The sequence below is a fragment of the Exiguobacterium sp. s168 genome (assembly GCF_018619035.1).
GTDB lineage: Bacteria > Bacillota > Bacilli > Exiguobacteriales > Exiguobacteriaceae > Exiguobacterium_A > Exiguobacterium_A acetylicum.
On the sequence record NZ_JACSNE010000027.1, the window covers coordinates 1 to 19,703 of the forward strand.

The 19,703-nt window shown below is 47.4% G+C and carries 17 protein-coding genes; 8 read left to right on the forward strand and 9 right to left on the reverse strand.

Features of this window, described 5'->3' with window-relative positions:
• Positions 1-132: 132 nt before the first annotated feature.
• From KNQ15_RS13705 to KNQ15_RS13740, 8 genes are all read right to left on the reverse strand, one after another.
• Entirely contained in the window at positions 133-570 is a 438-nt protein-coding gene (locus tag KNQ15_RS13705) for an Asp23/Gls24 family envelope stress response protein (RefSeq protein WP_214729785.1), read from the reverse strand.
• Positions 571-628: 58 nt separating this feature from the next.
• A complete protein-coding gene (locus KNQ15_RS13710) occupies positions 629-835 on the reverse strand; it encodes a DUF2273 domain-containing protein (protein ID WP_214729786.1) in 207 nt (68 codons plus the stop codon).
• A gap of 20 nt (positions 836-855) precedes the next feature.
• Positions 856-1,398 (reverse strand): alkaline shock response membrane anchor protein AmaP, encoded by a 543-nt coding sequence (gene amaP / locus KNQ15_RS13715; protein WP_214729787.1) that lies wholly within the window; start codon positions 1,396-1,398, stop codon positions 856-858.
• A 333-nt stretch (positions 1,399-1,731) separates the two neighbouring features.
• Positions 1,732-3,102, reverse strand: coding sequence for an amino acid permease (locus KNQ15_RS13720; RefSeq protein ID WP_214729788.1), 1,371 nt, complete (start codon positions 3,100-3,102; stop codon positions 1,732-1,734).
• 164 nt (positions 3,103-3,266) lie between these two features.
• Entirely contained in the window at positions 3,267-4,151 is an 885-nt protein-coding gene (locus tag KNQ15_RS13725) for a hypothetical protein (RefSeq protein ID WP_214729789.1), read from the reverse strand.
• Positions 4,152-4,209: 58 nt separating this feature from the next.
• Complete coding sequence (gene uptA, locus KNQ15_RS13730; protein ID WP_023467894.1) at positions 4,210-4,803, reverse strand: undecaprenyl phosphate transporter UptA; 594 nt, start codon at positions 4,801-4,803, stop codon at positions 4,210-4,212.
• 123 nt (positions 4,804-4,926) lie between these two features.
• Complete coding sequence (locus KNQ15_RS13735; RefSeq protein WP_214729813.1) at positions 4,927-6,246, reverse strand: Na+/H+ antiporter family protein; 1,320 nt, start codon at positions 6,244-6,246, stop codon at positions 4,927-4,929.
• A 313-nt stretch (positions 6,247-6,559) separates the two neighbouring features.
• On the reverse strand, positions 6,560-7,111 hold the full coding sequence (locus tag KNQ15_RS13740; protein ID WP_035397969.1) for a beta-class carbonic anhydrase: 552 nt from the start codon (positions 7,109-7,111) through the stop codon (positions 6,560-6,562).
• 336 nt (positions 7,112-7,447) lie between these two features.
• Between KNQ15_RS13740 and adhE the strand changes: the two genes are divergently transcribed.
• The 3 genes from adhE to KNQ15_RS13755 all read left to right on the forward strand — a co-directional run bounded on the left by adhE (position 7,448) and on the right by KNQ15_RS13755 (position 14,807).
• Positions 7,448-10,042 (forward strand): bifunctional acetaldehyde-CoA/alcohol dehydrogenase, encoded by a 2,595-nt coding sequence (gene adhE / locus KNQ15_RS13745; RefSeq protein WP_214729790.1) that lies wholly within the window; start codon positions 7,448-7,450, stop codon positions 10,040-10,042.
• Between the two features lie 190 nt (positions 10,043-10,232).
• On the forward strand, positions 10,233-11,633 hold the full coding sequence (locus KNQ15_RS13750; protein WP_214729791.1) for a hypothetical protein: 1,401 nt from the start codon (positions 10,233-10,235) through the stop codon (positions 11,631-11,633).
• 459 nt (positions 11,634-12,092) lie between these two features.
• Positions 12,093-14,807: a bifunctional 2',3'-cyclic-nucleotide 2'-phosphodiesterase/3'-nucleotidase gene (locus tag KNQ15_RS13755; RefSeq protein ID WP_214729792.1), complete on the forward strand. Its 2,715-nt coding sequence runs from the start codon at positions 12,093-12,095 to the stop codon at positions 14,805-14,807.
• Positions 14,808-14,845: 38 nt separating this feature from the next.
• Here KNQ15_RS13755 and KNQ15_RS13760 read toward each other — a convergent pair whose 3' ends face one another.
• Positions 14,846-15,727: a LysR family transcriptional regulator gene (locus tag KNQ15_RS13760; RefSeq protein WP_214729793.1), complete on the reverse strand. Its 882-nt coding sequence runs from the start codon at positions 15,725-15,727 to the stop codon at positions 14,846-14,848.
• A gap of 101 nt (positions 15,728-15,828) precedes the next feature.
• Here KNQ15_RS13760 and KNQ15_RS13765 point away from each other — a divergent pair, with 101 nt between their 5' ends.
• The 5 genes from KNQ15_RS13765 (at position 15,829) to KNQ15_RS13785 (ending at position 19,562) form a co-directional block, all read left to right on the forward strand.
• Positions 15,829-16,848 (forward strand): ketopantoate reductase family protein, encoded by a 1,020-nt coding sequence (locus tag KNQ15_RS13765; protein ID WP_214729794.1) that lies wholly within the window; start codon positions 15,829-15,831, stop codon positions 16,846-16,848.
• Between the two features lie 13 nt (positions 16,849-16,861).
• Entirely contained in the window at positions 16,862-17,599 is a 738-nt protein-coding gene (locus KNQ15_RS13770) for an acetoacetate decarboxylase (protein WP_214729795.1), read from the forward strand.
• A gap of 101 nt (positions 17,600-17,700) precedes the next feature.
• Positions 17,701-18,219 (forward strand): GrpB family protein, encoded by a 519-nt coding sequence (locus KNQ15_RS13775; RefSeq protein WP_214729796.1) that lies wholly within the window; start codon positions 17,701-17,703, stop codon positions 18,217-18,219.
• On the forward strand, positions 18,212-18,658 hold the full coding sequence (locus tag KNQ15_RS13780) for a DinB family protein (RefSeq protein ID WP_214729797.1): 447 nt from the start codon (positions 18,212-18,214) through the stop codon (positions 18,656-18,658). Before KNQ15_RS13775 ends, KNQ15_RS13780 begins: the two co-directional genes overlap by 8 nt.
• A gap of 19 nt (positions 18,659-18,677) precedes the next feature.
• Entirely contained in the window at positions 18,678-19,562 is an 885-nt protein-coding gene (locus KNQ15_RS13785; RefSeq protein WP_214729798.1) for an alpha/beta fold hydrolase, read from the forward strand.
• Positions 19,563-19,703: the final 141 nt, after the last annotated feature.

Genomic DNA, 19,703 nt, shown 5'->3' on the forward strand with positions numbered 1-19,703 from the left:
GAAAAGGTGCTCCATCCACAAAAATATATGTGGATGGAGCACCTTTTCTGTTTTAGACCACTTTATCTAGAGGTTTTTCAGTGGCCTCGTTTTTAGACGGGTCCATTTCATGCGGTTATCTAGTTGATTGTCTTATTTCAAATCGCGTTTTTCTTCCTCTTCTTTCGACGATTTACTTTTTGCGTCGAACTCAGAACGTGTCATGACATCTTCGACATGCATATTGATTTCAATGACATCGAGTCCTGTCATATCATGGACTGATTTTTTGATTTTCGTTACAGCATCTTGGAAGATCGACGGGATGTTTTTGCCATACTCGACGATGACTTTTAAGTCGAGTGCGACTTGTCGTTCGCCGACTTCCGCGTTGATGCCTTTTGTGATATCTTCCGTGCTCCGGAAACGATCTGTCAAACCACTCATGAAGCCACCGCTCATTGAGAGGATGCCTTTGACATCATTTGATGCGATACCAGCGATTTTTTTAATGACTTGATCTTCGAATGTGAGTTTGTTTTCGCGTACTACTTCGTTTTCGTTTTGTTTCGTGTTGATTTCGTTAGCCATGAGAAATCTCTCCTTTTAATGTTAGTGTGAGTTGAATGATTTTTTATTTTTTGTATGCTCAATCCCGTTTAAAGAACTGAATCCATCCTTCGACATCAAGCGCATTATCCCGCCACTGACCAATCAAGTAACCGATTGTTGCGAATACGATGATCAACAACGTCGGTCCAAAACCGATCGTCAAGAACAAGATGGCGAGGATCAGTCCGACTAGCCCGCCGAGTAGACGGTAGCGATACGGACGAAGTGCTTCGCTCGTTTTCATGATCTTCCTCCTCTCGTGCCTTAAACGACACGTTCAGACGTTTTTGTTTTCGTGTCACTGATCCGGACACGTATTTTTGTGACAGGTAATTCAAGCAACGATTCGACCGCATGTTTGGCACGTTCTTGAATGTCTTTTCCGATTGTCGGCAAACCTTCTTGACCGAAGACAGAACAGTCGACTTCAAGCGCGACCGTTTCTTTTTTCGAGTGAATGTCCGCGTTGACGCGTGGCGAACGTACGCCGTTGATACCGCGAATTGACTCGAGTGCCGTTCGTTCGATCGTTTGCTTAGAGATTGTGATATTCCCGTCACCGGTTTGAATCAGGAGACGTTGTCCTTTTGAACGACTGAATAGTCCAGTGAATAATAGAATGACAAATACGAATGCTAGGAAGCCACCAAGTGATAAAATCGTGTAGCTATACCATTGTTGATCTTGCCACTGTTCAATCAAAGGACTGAGTCGTGGAACATCATAGACGCCGAGTACTAGAAGACCGACGCTGACTAAACCGAGAATGCCGATCAGGACGAGTAGGAAACGATTGAATCCGTTCATGTTACACCTCTCCTTTCTGTCGTTAAAATGTTTTAACGTGATTGTTCTACACATGAAATATTATGTGTATGGTGAGAATATTCCTGTTCAAACGAACTCAAAACATGAAAATACACTTAAAATAAAAAGACTATTTATTCTGAAAATTAGTCTGTTTATTAGAAAAATAGTAGATGAAATACGATATTTATTAAAAAATTATGAATGATTTAGCGTTCTAAGGCATATTAGTTCGCATTTGATTATCTATCATGGGAAAAGTGTAATGTCAATATAAAAATGGAAAACACGAAAAATCCTCCCATGATGTCATGAGAGGAAGATAAAATATCATTATTTTTCGATCTTCGGTACTTTTACGATGTAATAGACCGTACTTAAAATCAAGAAAGCGACTCCGATTAAGATCGAGACGCGTGTCTCATCGTTGAACAACATCCCGACGAGCACTGTCACCAGCGCGACGATCGACAGATAGTTCGTCAACGGCGCACCTGGCATCTTGAACGGATGTGAGGCTGTCCGTTCGCTTTCAAGTTTACGATACCGAATATGACTGATTAAAATCGCGAACCATGGCACCATCCCTGGCAGTACCGAAGCACTGTAGACATACACGAAGATATTCGTATCCTTCCCGAGAACGAGTGGCAAGGTGATATCGAGAATGACTCCGAAGAAAATCCCGATTGAAATCGCGAAGACCGTGTAGAATGGAATGCCACGTTTATTGACTTTCAAGAAGAAGGACGGTACTTGTCCTTTTTCAGCCAATGCATAGATCATCCGGCTTGCACTGAAGATCCCGGAGTTACAACCGGATAAAGCGGCCGTGATGACGACGAAGTTGATGATACCGGCAGCAATCGTGACACCGACCTTAGCGAATGTCGCAACGAACGGACTGCCGAGATCCGACAACTCATTCCACGGATACACCGTGACGATGATGAAGATAGAGCCGACGTAGAAAATCAAGATTCGCCAGACGACACCATTGATCGCCTTTGTAATGTTCTTCTCTGGATCTTTCGTTTCTCCAGCTGTCACGCCGATCAACTCAACACCGATATAAGAGGCGAAGACGATCGAGAGCGCAAAGAAGAAGCCGGTGAAACCATTCGTGAAGAATCCACCATTCGCCCAAAGATTCGAGAAGCCGACCGGATTTCCGTCATTTCCTAGACCAAAGAAGATGATTCCAAGTCCAGCGACGATCATGAGAAGAATCGTTATTACCTTGATTGAGGCGAACCAAAACTCGAGTTCGCCGAACATCTTGACGGAAGCAAGGTTCGCAAGCGTCAAGAGAATGATGACGACGACGCCTGGAATCCAAGTCGGTAGTTCCGGCCACCAGAAGCGTAAATAAGTTCCGACAGCGATGACTTCACTCATCCCGACGACGACCCAGTTGAAGATATTACTGCTTGCTGTCAAGAAGCCAGCTGCTGGATGGATATAGTCGTTTGCGAACTTTGCGTACGAACCACTGTGAGGATGGGTGTAGACCATCTCACCAAGTGCCCGCATGATAAAAAAGATAAAGACTCCTGCTAGCATGTACGCGAGTAAGACAGATGGTCCCGTCCAAGCAATCGTACTCGATGCTCCAAGGAAAAGACCGACCCCGATCGTTCCTCCGAGTGCAATCATTTGTACCTGTCGTGCTGTTAAATCTCGTTTCAAATTCGAACTCATCATTTCCCCCAAAAAAATTCTGTGACGTCATAATGTTCAGACAACTTGTCCAAATAACTATAACGCTGAGTATACTATCCTCAGATAGAACTCGGCTAGTCTTTTTGAAAATTTGGGTTGAAGGTTTTCAAAAGTGAAAAGATTATGAAACAACTTTGTAACTGTTTTCATTTGCCTGCTATGAGAGAGACGAGTCGCTGACCGAGTCTCCCGAAATACAGGTGTTCTGAAGTCGCTAAGACGATCAAGTCGTTACGCATTGTAAGGTCACCTGACAGGGTATTTCCCTGTTCTGTCATGAATCGAATCGAACGAATACTCTCAAAAAGCGTTCCTTTACGTTCAAGTAAATGTGCTTCATCAGAATTTGCAGCAAGCAGAAAATCGTCGTACCGAGCGAACTGAGAAAAGGCAATCGTAGGTGCCTCACAAACGAGATCGTCCTCTTGATTGATACGAATGAAGCGAAAATCGGAATAATAGAAAAACCAGACTTCCTTCGACGAACAGACATTTAAGGCGTAGCAATCATCGATTGGATATTGACGATTCTTATACTGGACTACACCTGTATCGTCAAAAGCGACGAGACCAAATGCGCCATTCGAACTAGTTGCAGCATCAGCGTAGATTCCTTCGTCGAAATAACTGACCCAAATCCATCCTTTTTCATCGATTTGCATATTCTGAATCCCATCGTCTAAACAAAAGCTGTCTAGTAAATTCCCTTGAGGATCATAGACAAAGGCATTTGGTAACCACGTTCCATCTACATCGTCGTCACAACGGGAAGCGACGAGTAACAGACGACCGTCCGGAAAGCGGTCGATGAGTGAAAAGTCCACCTCGCTTCTTTTAATCATTGTCGTTTTTCGCCAGTCATCTTTCAATTGATGAATGGAGAGAACGTGTTCATTCCGAGATTCATCGAGGGTTTCTTCGACGATTAAAATACGTCCATCGACGGTGATCCCAGTCGCGACAGGACGACCCGTCCGATAGGATGCAGTCAAACGACGTAATGTAAAATGAGCAAGCGGGGATGTTAGCATGGCAGGACCTCCTGTTTGTTTAAAAAAGCAGTCCGTCGTCAGACAGACTGCTAGTTGTTCAAACCGTTCGTTGACGGCGTTTGTAGATGACGTAGAAGATGATCAAGACAACGGCAGCAATCAGAACACCGTTCGTATAAGGTGCTGCTACTTCTTTGATCGAGCGCCAGTTCGTTCCGAGCGTTTCACCAAGATACAGGAACAAGATCGACCATGGGATGATGGCAAGCACCGTATAGAGAGAGAACTTCGTTTGGTCCATCTTCGCAAGACCAGCCGGAATCGAGATGGCATGACGAACGACAGGAATAAAACGAGCGCCAAAGATGACACCTTGTCCATATTTCAAGAACCAACGCTCAGCTAAATCCAGGTGATGCTCTGAGATTAAAACATACTTTCCGTATTTCAGGATAAGGGGACGACCGCCGTAGCGAGCGAACCAATATAAGAATAATTGCGAGAATAATCCACCGATGACGGCAGCGACGATGGCGAGCGGCCAGCCGATCGTTCCTTGAGAAATCATGAATCCTCCATAAGAGAGGACGATTTCACTCGGTATGATTTCAATCATCAACCCGAGGGCGATGCCGAAATATCCGAGATCGGCAAGCGAAAGTAAAATCTGGTTGACGACTTGAGATAACACGTTAGACAACTCCTTTGTATCAGTTCATTTCTTTATTTTAGAGAACAAGCGGCGAAATGAAAAGGAAAAAAACGGAGACAATTCAAAAAACGGATTCGCGATTACGGCGAATCCGTCTTCTTTTTATAATACGACCGCGGCGATCGTACCGAAGATGAGTAATGGAATGTTGTAGTGCAAGAACGTCGGAATGACCGTTTCACGCATGTGATCGTGCTGACCATCCGCATTTAGACCACTTGTTGGTCCGAGTGTCGAGTCTGATGCGGGACTACCCGCGTCACCGAGCGCACCGGCTGTACCGATGATCGCAATCGTCGCTTCTAAGCTGAATCCGTACTGGATACAGAGTGGAACGAAGATGGCAGCAATGATTGGAACGGTTGAGAAACTTGAACCAATCCCCATCGTGACGAGAAGACCGATCAAGAGCATGACGAAGGCGGCAACGAGTTGGGAATCGCCCATCAATGCTTTTGAGTTCTCGACGAGTGGCTCGATATCGCCCGTCTTACGCAAGACGTTCGAGAATCCGTTCGCTGAAATCATGACGAAACCGATGAATGACATCATGCGCATACCGCGTGTAATGACGTCATCTGCTTCGCTGAAGCGAACAAGACGAAGCAACAAGAAGAGGATTAAACCAGTTGTTGCAGCGAGAATCATTGATCCGGTCTGCAGTTGAACGATCAAAGTCGCAATGACGACGATACCGCTTAAGGCAAGCTTCGTTTTCGTGATGACTGGGATTTCATAATCGTCCGGTGCGATGTCACGCATCTCATATGTCCGTTCTTTACGATATGAGTATAGACCGATCAAGAGACCGACGACCATCCCGAGTGCTGGAATCGCCATCGCTTCGATGACGGATGCTCCTGCTGTATCGAGACCATTTGCCTTCAAGTTCTTTAATAGAATCTGGTTGAGGTAAATGTCTCCGAAACCAACTGGTAGGAACATGTATGGTGTCACAAGACCAAACGTCATGATGATCGCAATCCGGCGTCGATCCATCTTCAATTGATTGAAGAGACCAAGAAGCGGCGGAATGATGATTGGAATGAACGCGATGTGGATCGGCAACACGTTTTGTGAACTGATCGCAAGCAAGAGAATCGCAAACAAGATGAATCCTTTTAATTTTTTGACGGAAGCGGCACTTGCGTTACCACGCGAGCGTGCAATCAAAGAGTGAGCGAGTGCATCCGGTAAGCCCGTTTTCGAGAGGGCAACGGCAAATGCACCGAGCAACGCGTAGCTCAGGGCGATTTCTGCCCCGTCACCAAGACCACCGGCAAACGCTTCGGTTGTTTTCGTTAAATCAAGACCACCGACGAGACCACCGGCAAACGCACTGATGACCATCGCGACCACGATGTGGACGCGAAAGATCGCTAATATAAATAGTAAAAAGACGGCAAACAATACGGCGTTTATCATTCAGTAAAACCACACTTTCTTTTGTTATCACTGTACTATACTAAAGTATCTTACAGCCATGTTGGAATGCTGTCAAGAGTAAAAGTCTGACCTCGTAATCAAAAGATGAATGATACGCTTATTAGCTCTCCACAAGATGATACATTCTGTTATACCCCGAAGCATGAAGTGAGAAGCGTTTTGATCACTGAAAATGACTCATACGAAAAAACGTGCCATCCTTCTCCGGTAAGAGAAAATGGCACGTTATCTTTAGTTTAAAGCGGAGTAAATCATCCAATTCTATTTGCGTTTCTTCTATAGAGAGTGATCAGCAATCGACGACGTCAAGCTTACCAGTACCTGGATCGATGACGAGTCCGTGGACGTTCGTCCCAGGTGGCAGTAATGGGTGGTTCTTCACGAGGCTGACTGAGTGAGCGACGCTTTCTTGAACTGACGTGAAGCCACGCAACCATTGATTCAAATCAACCCCGGATACTTCGAGTGTATGAAGAATCTGTTGGTCGATTCCCCGATCCTTCATCTCGTTGATCATGTGGTTAGGATCAATCGTGCTCATGCCACAGTCGTGGTGACCGATGACGACGACTTCTTCAGCGCCAAGAGCATACAACGCAACGAGAATCGAGCGCATAACGGAGCCGAATGGGTGCGATAGGATAGCACCGGCATTTTTGATGATCTTCGCATCCCCGTTCTTAAGACCAAGTGCGTGTGGGAGGAGCTCCGTCAAGCGGGCATCCATACACGTCAGGATGACGACCTTTTTGTCTGGGAACTTATCCGAGACGAACTGTTCATACTGTTTTTCGGCGACGAATCGCTCGTTGAAGGCTAGCATTTCCTGTACAACTGACATTCAAGTGTCCTCCTTTAGTGGTAGCTCTTAATATGTACCCCATATCAGAATACAAGATGATGAAACGGCTATCAAGTCACGAAAATGCAAGGTGTGACAAATCGCACACATCCATGTACATGAAGCAAAACGATAAAAAAGAAGAATTTAAAACAGTTGTAAACGCTATCAAAGGTGTGAGGGAATTCACAGGATGGTCATGCACAAAACAAGAAAAAGGGGTTATGATTGATTTGTGAAGGAAAGCACAAACTATTGAAAAACAGCTTGGCATTCCTGACATAATGGTTGGCAAATCAAACTCAGATTCGTTCCACGACAGGGAGGAAACCACTCATGGCTGTGAAAGAAAAAACAAAATCGACGGCAACGCCGGTCGAACAAGCAGTTGGGCAAATCGTTGAAAAAGGGCAACGTGCATTACAAGAATTACTGACATTCGATCAAGAAAAAATCGACACGATCGTCCGGGATATGGCACTTGCCGGACTTGAACGGCACGTCGAACTCGCTCGTCTCGCAGCAGAAGAGACGGGACGCGGTGTCTTTGAAGATAAGATGATTAAAAACATTTTTGCGACAGAATACATCTACAATAGTCTACGTCATGAAAAAACGGTCGGGATTCTCGAAGAAGATGTCCAAAACGGCATCACCTATATCGCTGAACCGGTTGGTGTCGTCTGTGGTGTCACACCGGTCACGAACCCGACATCAACGACGATGTTCAAAGCATTGATTGCGATCAAGACACGCAACCCGATCGTCTTCGCGTTCCACCCATCGGCACAACGTTGTTCCGTTGAAGCAGCGAAAACACTCCGCGACGCAGCCATCAAAGCCGGGGCACCAAAAGACTGTATTCAATGGGTGGAAGAACCATCACTTGAAGCAACGAAAGTCTTGATGAACCATGAAAAAATCGCCATGGTCCTTGCGACAGGTGGAGCAGGAATGGTCAAATCAGCGTATTCAACAGGTAAACCGGCACTCGGTGTTGGACCAGGGAACGTTCCGTGTTACATCGAACAGTCAGCGAAAGTCAAACGGGCAGTCAGCGATCTCGTTCTCTCAAAAACGTTTGATAACGGAATGATTTGTGCGTCTGAGCAAGCTGTCATCGTCGACCAAGAGATTTATGCGACGGTTCGTGCGGAAATGGAAGCACTCGGTTGTTACTTCTGTACACCGGAAGAAAAACAACGTCTCGAATCACTCGTCATCAAAACCGATACATGTGCCGTCAATGCGGACATCGTCGGGAAACCAGCGACATGGATCGCGGAGAAAGCCGGCATCGACGTTCCGGAAACAACGGTCATGCTCGTCGCGGAACTCGAGCACGTCGGAGCAGCAGAACCATTGTCTCATGAAAAACTCAGTCCGGTCCTCGGTGCGTACCGCGTTGCATCAACTGAAGAAGCGTTCACGATTGCCGAACAGATGCTTGAAATTGGTGGTCTCGGTCATACAGCTGTCATTCATACGACGAACGATGATTTGATGACAGCGTTCGGACTCCGCATGAAAGCCTGCCGGATCCTTGTCAACAGTCCATCTGCTCACGGTGGGATCGGTGATCTGTACAACGAGTTGACACCATCATTGACACTCGGTTGCGGATCATACGGGAAAAACTCTGTATCTGAAAACGTGACAGCGAAGCACTTACTCAACGTCAAGAAGGTGGCGAGACGACGCGTGAACATGCAATGGTTCAAGGTTCCTGAAAAAATCTACTTCGAAAAGAACTCTGTTCAGTACTTGCGGTCGATGACTGACGTCTCACGCGTCATGATAGTCACGGATCCAACGATGGTACAGTTCGGGTATGCCGATAAAGTGATTCAAAACTTGCCACAGTCCGTCAGTTACCGGATCTTTGACCAAGTCGAACCAGATCCATCGGTGACGACTGTTCAGACGGGTGCTCAAGCGATGCGTGACTTCAAACCTGACTTGATCATCGCTCTCGGTGGTGGTTCAGCGATGGATGCTGCAAAAGGAATGTGGCTCTTCTATGAACAACCGAACGAAACGTTCTCAAACTTACGTCAAAAATTCCTCGATATCCGCAAACGGGCGTATCAATTCCCGACACTCGGTCGTCAAGCGAAGTTCGTCGCGATTCCAACGACTTCTGGTACGGGTTCAGAAGTAACACCGTTCACCGTCATCACGGATAAAGAGAAAAACGTCAAATACCCGATTGCTGACTATGCGTTGACACCAGACGTCGCAATCGTTGATCCAGAATTCGTCATGACCGTCCCAGCTTCAATCACTGCTGATACCGGAATGGATGTCTTGACGCATGCGACAGAAGCATACGTCTCGGTGCTTGCGAACGACTACACGGATGGACTGGCACTCAAAGCAATCAAGATGATCTTCGACTACTTGCCACGAGCATATGCTAACGGATCAGACGCCGAAGCACGCGAAAAAGTGCACAATGCGTCAACAATGGCAGGGATGGCATTCGCGAACGCCTTCCTCGGCATCAACCACTCGATCGCACACAAAATCGGTGGCGAGTTCCACACGCCACACGGACGGACGAATGCGATCCTGATGCCACACGTCATTCGCTATAACGCGTCACGTCCAACAAAACTAGCAGCATTCCCGAAATATGAATCATTCGTTGCGGATGAGCGGTATGCCGACATCGCACGCTACCTCGGTCTTCCGGCAGCAACGACGGAGCAAGGGGTCGAATCCCTCATCCAAGCCGTTGCTGATCTTGGACAACGTCTCAACATCAAGATGTCATTCAAGGCGCAAGGCATTCAAAAAGCAGACTTCGAGGCAAAACTCGACAAGATGGCAGTCGATGCTTTCGAGGATCAATGTACGACAGCGAATCCGAAGATGCCGCTTGTCGCTGAGTTACGGACGATCATGGAACAAGCATACGAAGGCATCTAAATAGAGAAAAATACCATGGCACCTGATCGTTCAACCGGCTTCTCACTGTGAGAAGCCGGTTTTTGTTTTGGGAATCAGTGGAGACAGTCAGAGAAAAAGTGGGATATAATGGCTGTTGAATGAATTTGATGTTTTTGGTTTCGCTGTAGCAGGAATATTCAAACATCAGACATAAAAAGGAGGAAATGGGATGGAGTCAAGGCAAGAAAGGAAACAACGACGGTTTTCCGTCTGGGATGTCCTGTTTGGCGTCCTCATCGGTCTCATCTTTTTCGGTGTCATCTATGGTGTGATGGCATTTTTGACTTCACAAATCACCTCATCCTCAGACTATCAGGATCTCGTGACGCAGATGCAACAGGCGGACGTCTCCTGGAAAGATGCAGACATCACGGTGTCATTGATGCTACTGTTCGTCGGTGGGCTATCGATCACGATGCCGAGCGCGGTCCGGGAAGGAATCATCAATCAGGTGCTCGATGCGAGTTCTGCCGGCGATGTCTTATCGTTGTTTGGGATTGACTTAAAGCAAGTCCTTGCACCACTTACGTTTGATGTCTCTTACGGCACGTTACTCTATTCCGTTTTTGGCATCGGTTTGATCGTCCTGTTATTTTTGGTGTTACGGATTAAGGCAAGTCGTCTCGGGTGGACGATTCGATCGATCAGTTTCTTCTTAACGGTCGGAATCATCTGGTTCGTCCTTGCCGGACGCGGAAACGACGTGCCGTTCCTCTCGTTACAAGACGGCTATGCGATGAGTGGGATCCTACCGCTTCTCGTCGTCAGTTTGCTTGGTTGGATGGCGTTCTTCCCGCAAAAGTTATCTGGTCTGACAGCTGCCGGTCGTGCCAGCTTGCTGATTTTGATGCTCGCAAGTACACTTCAACTCGTCTTTACGGTACAGGACGAAGCGGAATATGACGGCGATTCCTCACTACGGACGGCACTCACCGTCGCGAGTCTGAACGCCGGAAGTGGCGGGATGTACGACTGGATCCACGGCGGTCAGGTCGTGTATCAAGCAGACGTCCTTGGAGCGAATGCGGAAATCCCGGTCTCGATGTTGAACGGGGAGACCTCAACGGATCAGCTCAATGACTCGATCCAAAAAGTCGTCGATGGAATCGACACGGACCGGGTGACAGAACAATTGTTGACGTTACTCGGTGGAGAACGTCCGGATTTGTCAGCAACACAATTGAAGCTCGATCCGGTTGATTACGGTGTCGCACGGCAGACGATCCAAGTAATTGATGCGGAATCGGCAGGAGCGACGCCACCGAATGTCTCGAGTGAGAGTGCGTACTGGGTGCTGTTGCTCGTAACGTTCGCGATCTACTTTGTCTGTAGTATCCGAAGCTTCAAGTCGATCATCGATCCGTTCGTCTTTGCGATCGCGATCGGTGTCATCAGCTTCATCGTCAGTCAAGCTTCATACGTTCAGTTCGCGATGAAATGGCGCAGTGACGTCTTATTCGAGTTCGCTCAACAGACGGCAGGCTGGACGGTACTCTACGCTGCAGGTCTTGCGTTACTTGTCGGAATTCTTGGTTATGTCGTCCGACGGAAACCAGAGAAAACGGTTTAAGGGACGTGGAGTGATGAAGCTCATGCACCATGAATCCAGACGACGAACGTTGCTGTAACTCATTCTTGCTTTCTACAGTCGAGAGATAAGCCATGGAATCTTAAGCTTCATTTCACGGGCCGAACCTGACCCTGACGAAAGCGAAGCGCGTGCTTTCTTTTCCTATAGGAGTCGAGAATGAACAGATACGTTTTACATTAATTGAAACGATACTTTTTCAGGACTAAATCTTGATAAAGTATCGTTTTTTTTGTATGAATCATACAACGATGTAAAACACCTTTTTTTACCATTTAAACTTGATTTGTAAAGGGAAAATCAACAATGTTAAGCCAGTATTTGGAATTGGTTAAGTAGGTTAAATAAGACGGATGTCCGACCTATTTGAAAGGACTATTAGCTATAATCGAACCATGCTAAATTAATGAAGCAGTCAAAACATCCTGGGGGGAAATCCATATGAAAAAAGCAACGAAACTCGTCATCGCGTCGACATTGATCGCACCGATGCTCGTACCAGTCGTTCAAGTCAAGACACTTGCTGCCGACAACAGTGTCGTCAAGTTACGCTTCTTAGAAACAACGGATTTACATACGAACTCAATGAACTACGATTACTTCAAGGATGCGCAGGACGAAACGATTGGTCTCGTCAAAGCGGCTACAGTCATCAAAAAGCAACAAGCTGAAGTGGGCGTTACGAATAGCTTCTTGTTCGATAACGGAGATACACTTCAAGGAACGCCATTCGGTGATTACGTCAAGAATCAGTATGACAAAGGAAACAAAGGCAAACATCCGATGTATGAATTGATGGAATACCTCGGTTATGATGCGGTCACGCTCGGAAACCATGAATTCAACTTCGGTCTTGATTTCCTCAAGTCAGCGATGAGTGCTTCGAGCGGTTCAATCAAGTTCGTCAACTCGAACGTATTGGATGCAGTCACGAAAAAGCCGATCGTCGCGGACTACAACAAAGATGGAAAAGACTATCAAATCATCGAACGTCAAGTCAAGGACCAGAACGGTGACATGAAAACAGTCAAGGTGGGTGTGTTCGGAGTCGTCACGCCACAAATCATGGCATGGGATGCGGGGAACCTGACGGGGAAAGTCACGGCTGAAGATATCATCCCGACTGCTAAAGCAACAGCGAAAAAATTAAAAGATGCTGGCGCAGACGTCGTCGTAGCACTCGCACACACAGGGATCGGAGATACGACGGATCAAAAAGATGGCGATGAGAACGTTGGCTACGCGTTGACGAAAGTCGCAGACATCGATGTCTTGATGACAGGTCATCAGCACGGGAAGTTCCCAGCAGCCGATTCAGCGTTCAACAAGCTGCCGAACGTTGACGCGACGAACGGTCTAATCAATGGCAAACCGGTCGTCATGGCAAACACACAAGGGAAAAACGTCGGAGTCATCGATCTTCAGTTGAAGCAAGTCGACGGGAAATGGGTCGTTGATACGTCTGGTGCGAAACTAGCGGACGTGACGAAAGACACGACAGCAGATGCCGGTGCTGTCAAGTTGATCGAAAAAGCACATGAAGGAACGCTCGCTTACATTCGTCAAGAAGTCGGGACGATCAATGATGATATCCAGAGCTTCTTCGCTCTCGCGCAAGACGATGATTCAGTTCAGTTCGTAACGAACGCTCAGAAATGGTATGTCGAGAAACAACTCAAAGAAAATGCCGATCTTGCGAAATATAAAGATCTCCCGTTGTTGTCTGCTGGTGCACCATTCAAGACAGGTGGTCGTAACCAGGTCAACGCATCTGATTACACCTTGATCAAAAAAGGACCAATCGCACTCAAGAACGTCGCCGATCTCTATGTTTATCCGAATACACTCGAAGTCGTCAAAGTAACAGGGGCTGACGTCAAAGACTGGCTCGAAATGTCAGCTGGTCAGTTCAACCAAGTCGGCGGTGAGCAAACGAACTTGTTGAACAAAGAATTCCGTAGTTATAACTTTGATATCCTCGATGGATTGACGTATGAAATCGACATCACGAAACCAGCGAAGTTCGACTTTAACGGTGTCGTTGTCAATAAAGACGCAAATCGCGTCCAAAATATCAAGTATCAAGGTAAAGCGATCGCAGACGATCAAGAATTCCTTGTCGCGACGAACAACTACCGCGCAGGCAGTGCGACGTTCCCAGGTCTTGGTGGCGGAAAGAATATCGTCTACAAATCAGCCTACGAAACACGTAATGTCATCTCGGACTTCATCAAAGCGAAACAACCGGTTGATTATAAAGCCGATGACAACTGGTCACTCGTCGCAAGCAAACCGACGACGGTCAGCTTTGATTCAGCGGCTGCAGCTGCACCGTACGTCAAGCGGTATGAAGGCATCACGAACACAGGTGAAACACGTCCAGGTGAGACAGGTACGTTCCTTAAATTCAATATGAACGTTCCGATGAAAGACTTCACGGTCTCGGCAAAAGCAGTTAAACCGGGTGCAAAAGTCGTTACTGGTCAAGCCGTTCCAGGTGCGAAAGTCACAGTCAAACTTGGCGAAAAAGTCCTTGGAACAGCAACAGCAAACGAAGCGGGTCAATACGAAGTCGTGACACGTCCGCTCAAATTACGTGACAAGTTGACGATCGTCTCGGAACTCAGCTTTATGAAGACAGAAACGAACGTCACAGTCGGAACAGGTGTCGTTTCGACACCAGCGATCGATAAAAAGTCAGCAGTCTACGGTTCAACGGTCCTCCGCGGTAAAGCAACGGAAGGCCTTGACGTGACGCTCTATAAAGGATCAACGAAGATCGCGAAAGCGAAAACGACGGCAAGCGGCTTCAAGATTGCGGTCAAGAACGGTCTAACGACAGGTACGTACACGGTCAAGTCGACAGACATCTCGAACAAGATCACGAAAAAAGCGTCGTTCACGATCAAGAACACGTATCCGGTCAAAAAATGGTCAGGCAAAAAGACGTTGACAGGTAAAGTCGAAAAACGACAAATCGTCCGCCTCTACCAAAAAACAGAATCTGGTTATCAATTGATCGCTCAAGACGTGGCGGATCAGCACGGGAACTATGTCTTGAAGATGCGTAAGGCATTGAAGAACGGCTCGTACAAACTCAACATCTATACAGCGAAAGATCATCTCGATCAGTCACGCTACTTCATCACGAAGTAATATGTCACACGGATGTCTGCATATGCAGGCATCCGTTTTCATGTGGTTAGATATGTGCGTTGTGAGAGCAGAAATCGTTTAATGCGTTCGTAGATGGTTGCTTGCTCGACTGTTAATTGATTCGTCGCGTGCGACATGTAAAGTCGTGACGTAATGGTAAACACATCGTCTGTGATGAAAGGAAGTCCCATCTCGCGACAGACGGAGACGGGAACGAAGCTGAAATACCGTTGCTGGCGTAAGGCGAGTTGCAGTGAGACGTCATCAATATAGTGCGAGGTATCGGCATAGATGTTTAGTTCCGCCATCTTCAATTGGATGAAGCGGTTGTAGTCCTTATTGTGGGAGGGAAACAAAAAGGCAGTCTCCGTTGCATCCGTATAGAGCGTCGTAATCGCTTCTTTCTCTGAATAAGAAGCAGGATAGGTGATGACGATATCCTCTTCCACGATCGGTTCGCTCGTAATGAGCGGATGCTTGAGTTCCATAAAGCTAATCGAGAAATGGAATTCTTGATGAAGCAGACCGCTTAAAATGTCGCGGTTCGAGAGGATGTCCGAATTGAACAAGGGCGCCGTCTGAGGCAAGAGAAATTCTCGTAGAATCAATTGGATGAAGCGACCATGCGAACTGGCAAGACTGAGTGGCGTTTCGGTAGAGGCATCATTTCGCGCCATGCGTTCCTGGACCCGTGTTAGCTCGTGTTCGATTTTTTCGACCGACTGCAGTAGAAGTCGTCCATTGTCGGTCAAGCTGATCGTTCTGCCTTTTCGATGAAACAACGTCGTGTTTAATTCACGCTCCAGTTTTTTGATCGTCGTACTAAGGGCAGGCTGACTGATGAATAATCGTTCGGCAGAACGCGTCACGTTCAATTCCTCCGCGACGTGACGAAAATAATTCAAATGTAAGAGTTCCATGATATCCTCCTGACATAACCTATAGGTTATTAAAATATATAAATATATATATTTTTGTTTATGATGAAACCAGTATATCGTAAATACCAGAGGTGATAGAAATGAAAATCGGAATTTACGGAGCAGGATCACTAGGAACCATCATGGGAGCTTATTTAAGTCAACAGTATGAGGATGTCGATTTGATTGATACGAATCGCGCACATATCGAAGCGCTGAATACAACAGGCGCGCATGTCATTGGACCAGATTTGATGCAAGCCGTCCATGCGATGCATCCGGATGACGTCACGGAGATGTACGATATCGTATTGTTGCTAACGAAGCAGGTCTACAATGAACCGGTCCTGGCGAAAGTCCGGACGATTTTGAAGGAAGACGGTATTCTCGTCTCCTTGCAAAACGGTGTACCGGAAGAATTCATTCAACAACAGATTCCACGCGAACGCATCATCGCGGGATCCGTCGAGTTCGGAGCGACGTACGTCGGACCAGGTGAGTCACGTCTGACATCGGATTACGAGCATTTCAAGACGTATGCGATGCAAATCGGTGAACTGAACGGCAAGAAGACGGACCGGATCGTCCAACTGAAGGGCATCCTTGACCACATCGGTGGGACGGAGATCTCTGATAATCTACCGGGGACGAAATGGTCAAAACTCGTCATCAATAGTACGTTCAGTGGGTTATCCGCTGCGTGTAACGGTACGTATGGCGACGTTCTCGATCATCCGGTCTTGCTACGGGCAGCGATCCATACGATGCAGGAAGTCGTTGAAGTCGGTCACGCCCACGGCATCACATTCGCGCCGATGAGTACGTTTGAGCCGGCAGCCTACGCAACACTAGACGATATCGATGAAAAACTGATCACCGTGCCACAATTGATGCACGGGTCGCGTGACTTAGAAGCGAGCATGTTGCAGGACTTACAAAAAGGGCAACCGACCGAAATTCGTTTCATTAATGGGATCGTCACGATGTATGGCAACATGTACGATATCAAAACGCCGTTCAACTCACTCATTCAAGAAATCGTCGAAGAAGCGCAAGCAGCGAAGACAGTTCCTAATTTTGAAACAAGTGTCGCACGCTTTGCCGCATTGTTAAACGCATAAAGGAGGGATTCAGATGAGACAGGAAGATGTAAAAAATATCGTCGCGACACCGATCAATGCACCGGTCTTTCCGGCGGTCGATATCTTCTTTCGGAATCGGGAATACTTGAACATCATCTATGAGACGGACATCGAAGCGTTACAAGCAGTCGTTCCGGAACCGCTCGAGGTGCTGAGTAATCAGATCAAGTTTGAGATCATCAACATGCCGGATAGCACAGGTCTTGGGAGTTATCTCGAGTGCGGGCAAGTCATTCCGGTTCGGTATCAAGGAGAGGTCGGTGAGTTTTACCTCTCGATGTATGTCAACAATCAGCCGGCGATCGCCTCTGGTCGTGAAGTGGCTGCGTTTCCGAAGAAGTATGGTTCACCCCGGCTTTATCTCGACAATGATGTACTCGTTGGAACGCTTGACTACCATTCACTCCGTGTCGCCCAAGCGACGATGGGATACAAGTATGTTCCGATGGCAGTCGAAGAAGCACAATCGATCATCGGTGCGCCGCAGTTCATGCTCAAACAGCATCGCGGTTATCAAGGGGAGTTGATCATCTCTGAACTGACACGCAGTCAAATCACGGATCTTGAGATTAAAGAAGCATATCGTGGACCGGCTCGGCTTCAATTGTTTGAACATGTCATGGCACCACTCGCTGACTTCCCTGTTCGAAAGGTCGTCGATGCTCAGCATATCATCGCTGATCTCCGACTCGGTGGACCTGCGAAACTGTTTGATTATCTAAAGGACTAACACTTCTCTAACATCATATGTAGCAAAACGACCTCCAAAACGGATGGTCGTTTTGTTTTACCCTAAAAACTGGCATACTGAGATGAGAGGGGGAGACGATCATGCGACAAGTCATTGTGTTACCGTATCAATCAGAATGGGCGAGTGAATACGAGCGAGAAGCGGACCGATTACGGGAGGTGTTCGGAGTACGTCTTAAGCAAATCCATCATATGGGAAGTACATCAGTTCCAGGACTCGCGGCAAAACCGATCATCGATATCCTGCCTGTCGTCGATGCGCTCGAGGGAATCGAGCAGTTTGATGAACCGATGAAAGCACTCGGTTACGAAGCGAAGGGTGAATTCGGCATGCCGGGACGCCGCTATTACCGAAAAGGCGGCGACGAACGGACGCATCACATCCATCTCTATGCGGCGGGAAATCCAGAAATCATGCGTCATCTCGTCTTCCGGGATTACTTACGTACCCATCCAGAAGAAGCCGCTGCTTACGGAGCATTAAAGGAACAATTAGCGACAACATATCCGTTCGATATCGAAGCCTATATCGCCGGCAAGGATGCGTTCGTCAAGGAACTCGAACTCCGCGCAATTGCTTGGGGGAACGCGCATGACTGACTGGGAACGTGCTCTCATTCGCCATGTCAGTGTTGGTGTAAAGACGTCGAAAGTCTTGTTTGAGAAGATCGAAGCAAAGGACTGGAACGCGCAACCGATCCCCGGGAAGCGGACCGTCGGTGAAGTCGCCGTCCATCTTGCTGTATTGCTTGAAGCCGATTTAATGCTCGCAGAAGGAGCAACGGCAGAAGCGATGCAGGCATTTTATGCGGAACCGGTCATGTGCAATCAGTTATCAGAGCGAATCAATCAAGCCTTTCGGGTCTATCAAGAAAAAGTCACAATCGGATTTTTGACGCGTCCGACGTACTGGGAGGTTACCGACTCGATGAACGGCTGGGCGATCGAAGCAGCCGTGCATCTCTATCATCATCGATCCCAGTTATTTGATTACTTGAACATCCTTGGGTACGAACTAGAGATCTCGTTATTTGAATGAATGGAAGTAGGGATAGTGTATGGAATATATCGTCGAAACATCAGCCGGTCGATTTGATACCCGGTTGACGGGAAGTGGGGACGTCACATTCGTCCTCGATCACGGGATGATGTCGAATCGGCATCAGTGGGGCTGGCTCCGAACTGAATTATTGAAACGGGGGCGGGTCTTTGAATATTCGCGTCTCGGTTATGGGCGGTCGAGTCGTGGCAAAAACAAACGACTCTTTACACATCAAGCGGATGAGTTGGCAGATGTTTTACGGATACTTCAAGTCGAAGGACCCTATGTCTTCATCGGTCACTCGCTCGGAGCTTATATCTCCCTTGCAAGTGGACGCCTGTTTGCAGACGAGACACGCGGCATCGTCTTGCTCGATCCGTCGCACCCGGATGTCGATGCGGCATTGCCGAACTGGTACGAACGAACACAAGAGGAGTGGAATCGATTCCTCTATTTCCTTAGTCACGTCCGACCGATCGCCTGGATGATTCCTGATCGTCTCGGCAAAAAGATGTTCAGTGTCTTACCGGAAGCCGATCAATTACCGATGTGGCAGCATTTTGCGGCACCTGGGCATTGGCAGGGAACGCTCGATGAATGGCGAACGGTCGAGGAGAACAATCAGATGATTCTTTCGTTGATCGAAGACGTGACGCAGCCGGTCCTCGTCCTGTCCGCTTCGAACTGGGCGGGTGGTATGCCAGAAAGTTGGTTGAACCCGGCATTGACCGAACAAATCAATGCGGCTCACGCTGCGTTCGCTGACAGTTTACCGAACGGAATGTATCATGTGATTGCAGATACGAATCATTACACGATCGCCGGATTTTCACACGAGGCAGCGGAGCGGATCACGGATTTGATTGGCTCGACATGGGATTTACCGATTCAAAGTCAGTAGTAAGGTTACGCTTTTTCGTTTCGCTCGAATCGTTTTCCTGGGACAAGCATCGCGCCGGTACATTTCGTTGCAAGGTCGCTCCTGCTTGTATTTCCCTAAAAAGAAATTCCGAGCGGAAAAAAGTTTCTTTTCTTGTGCTTC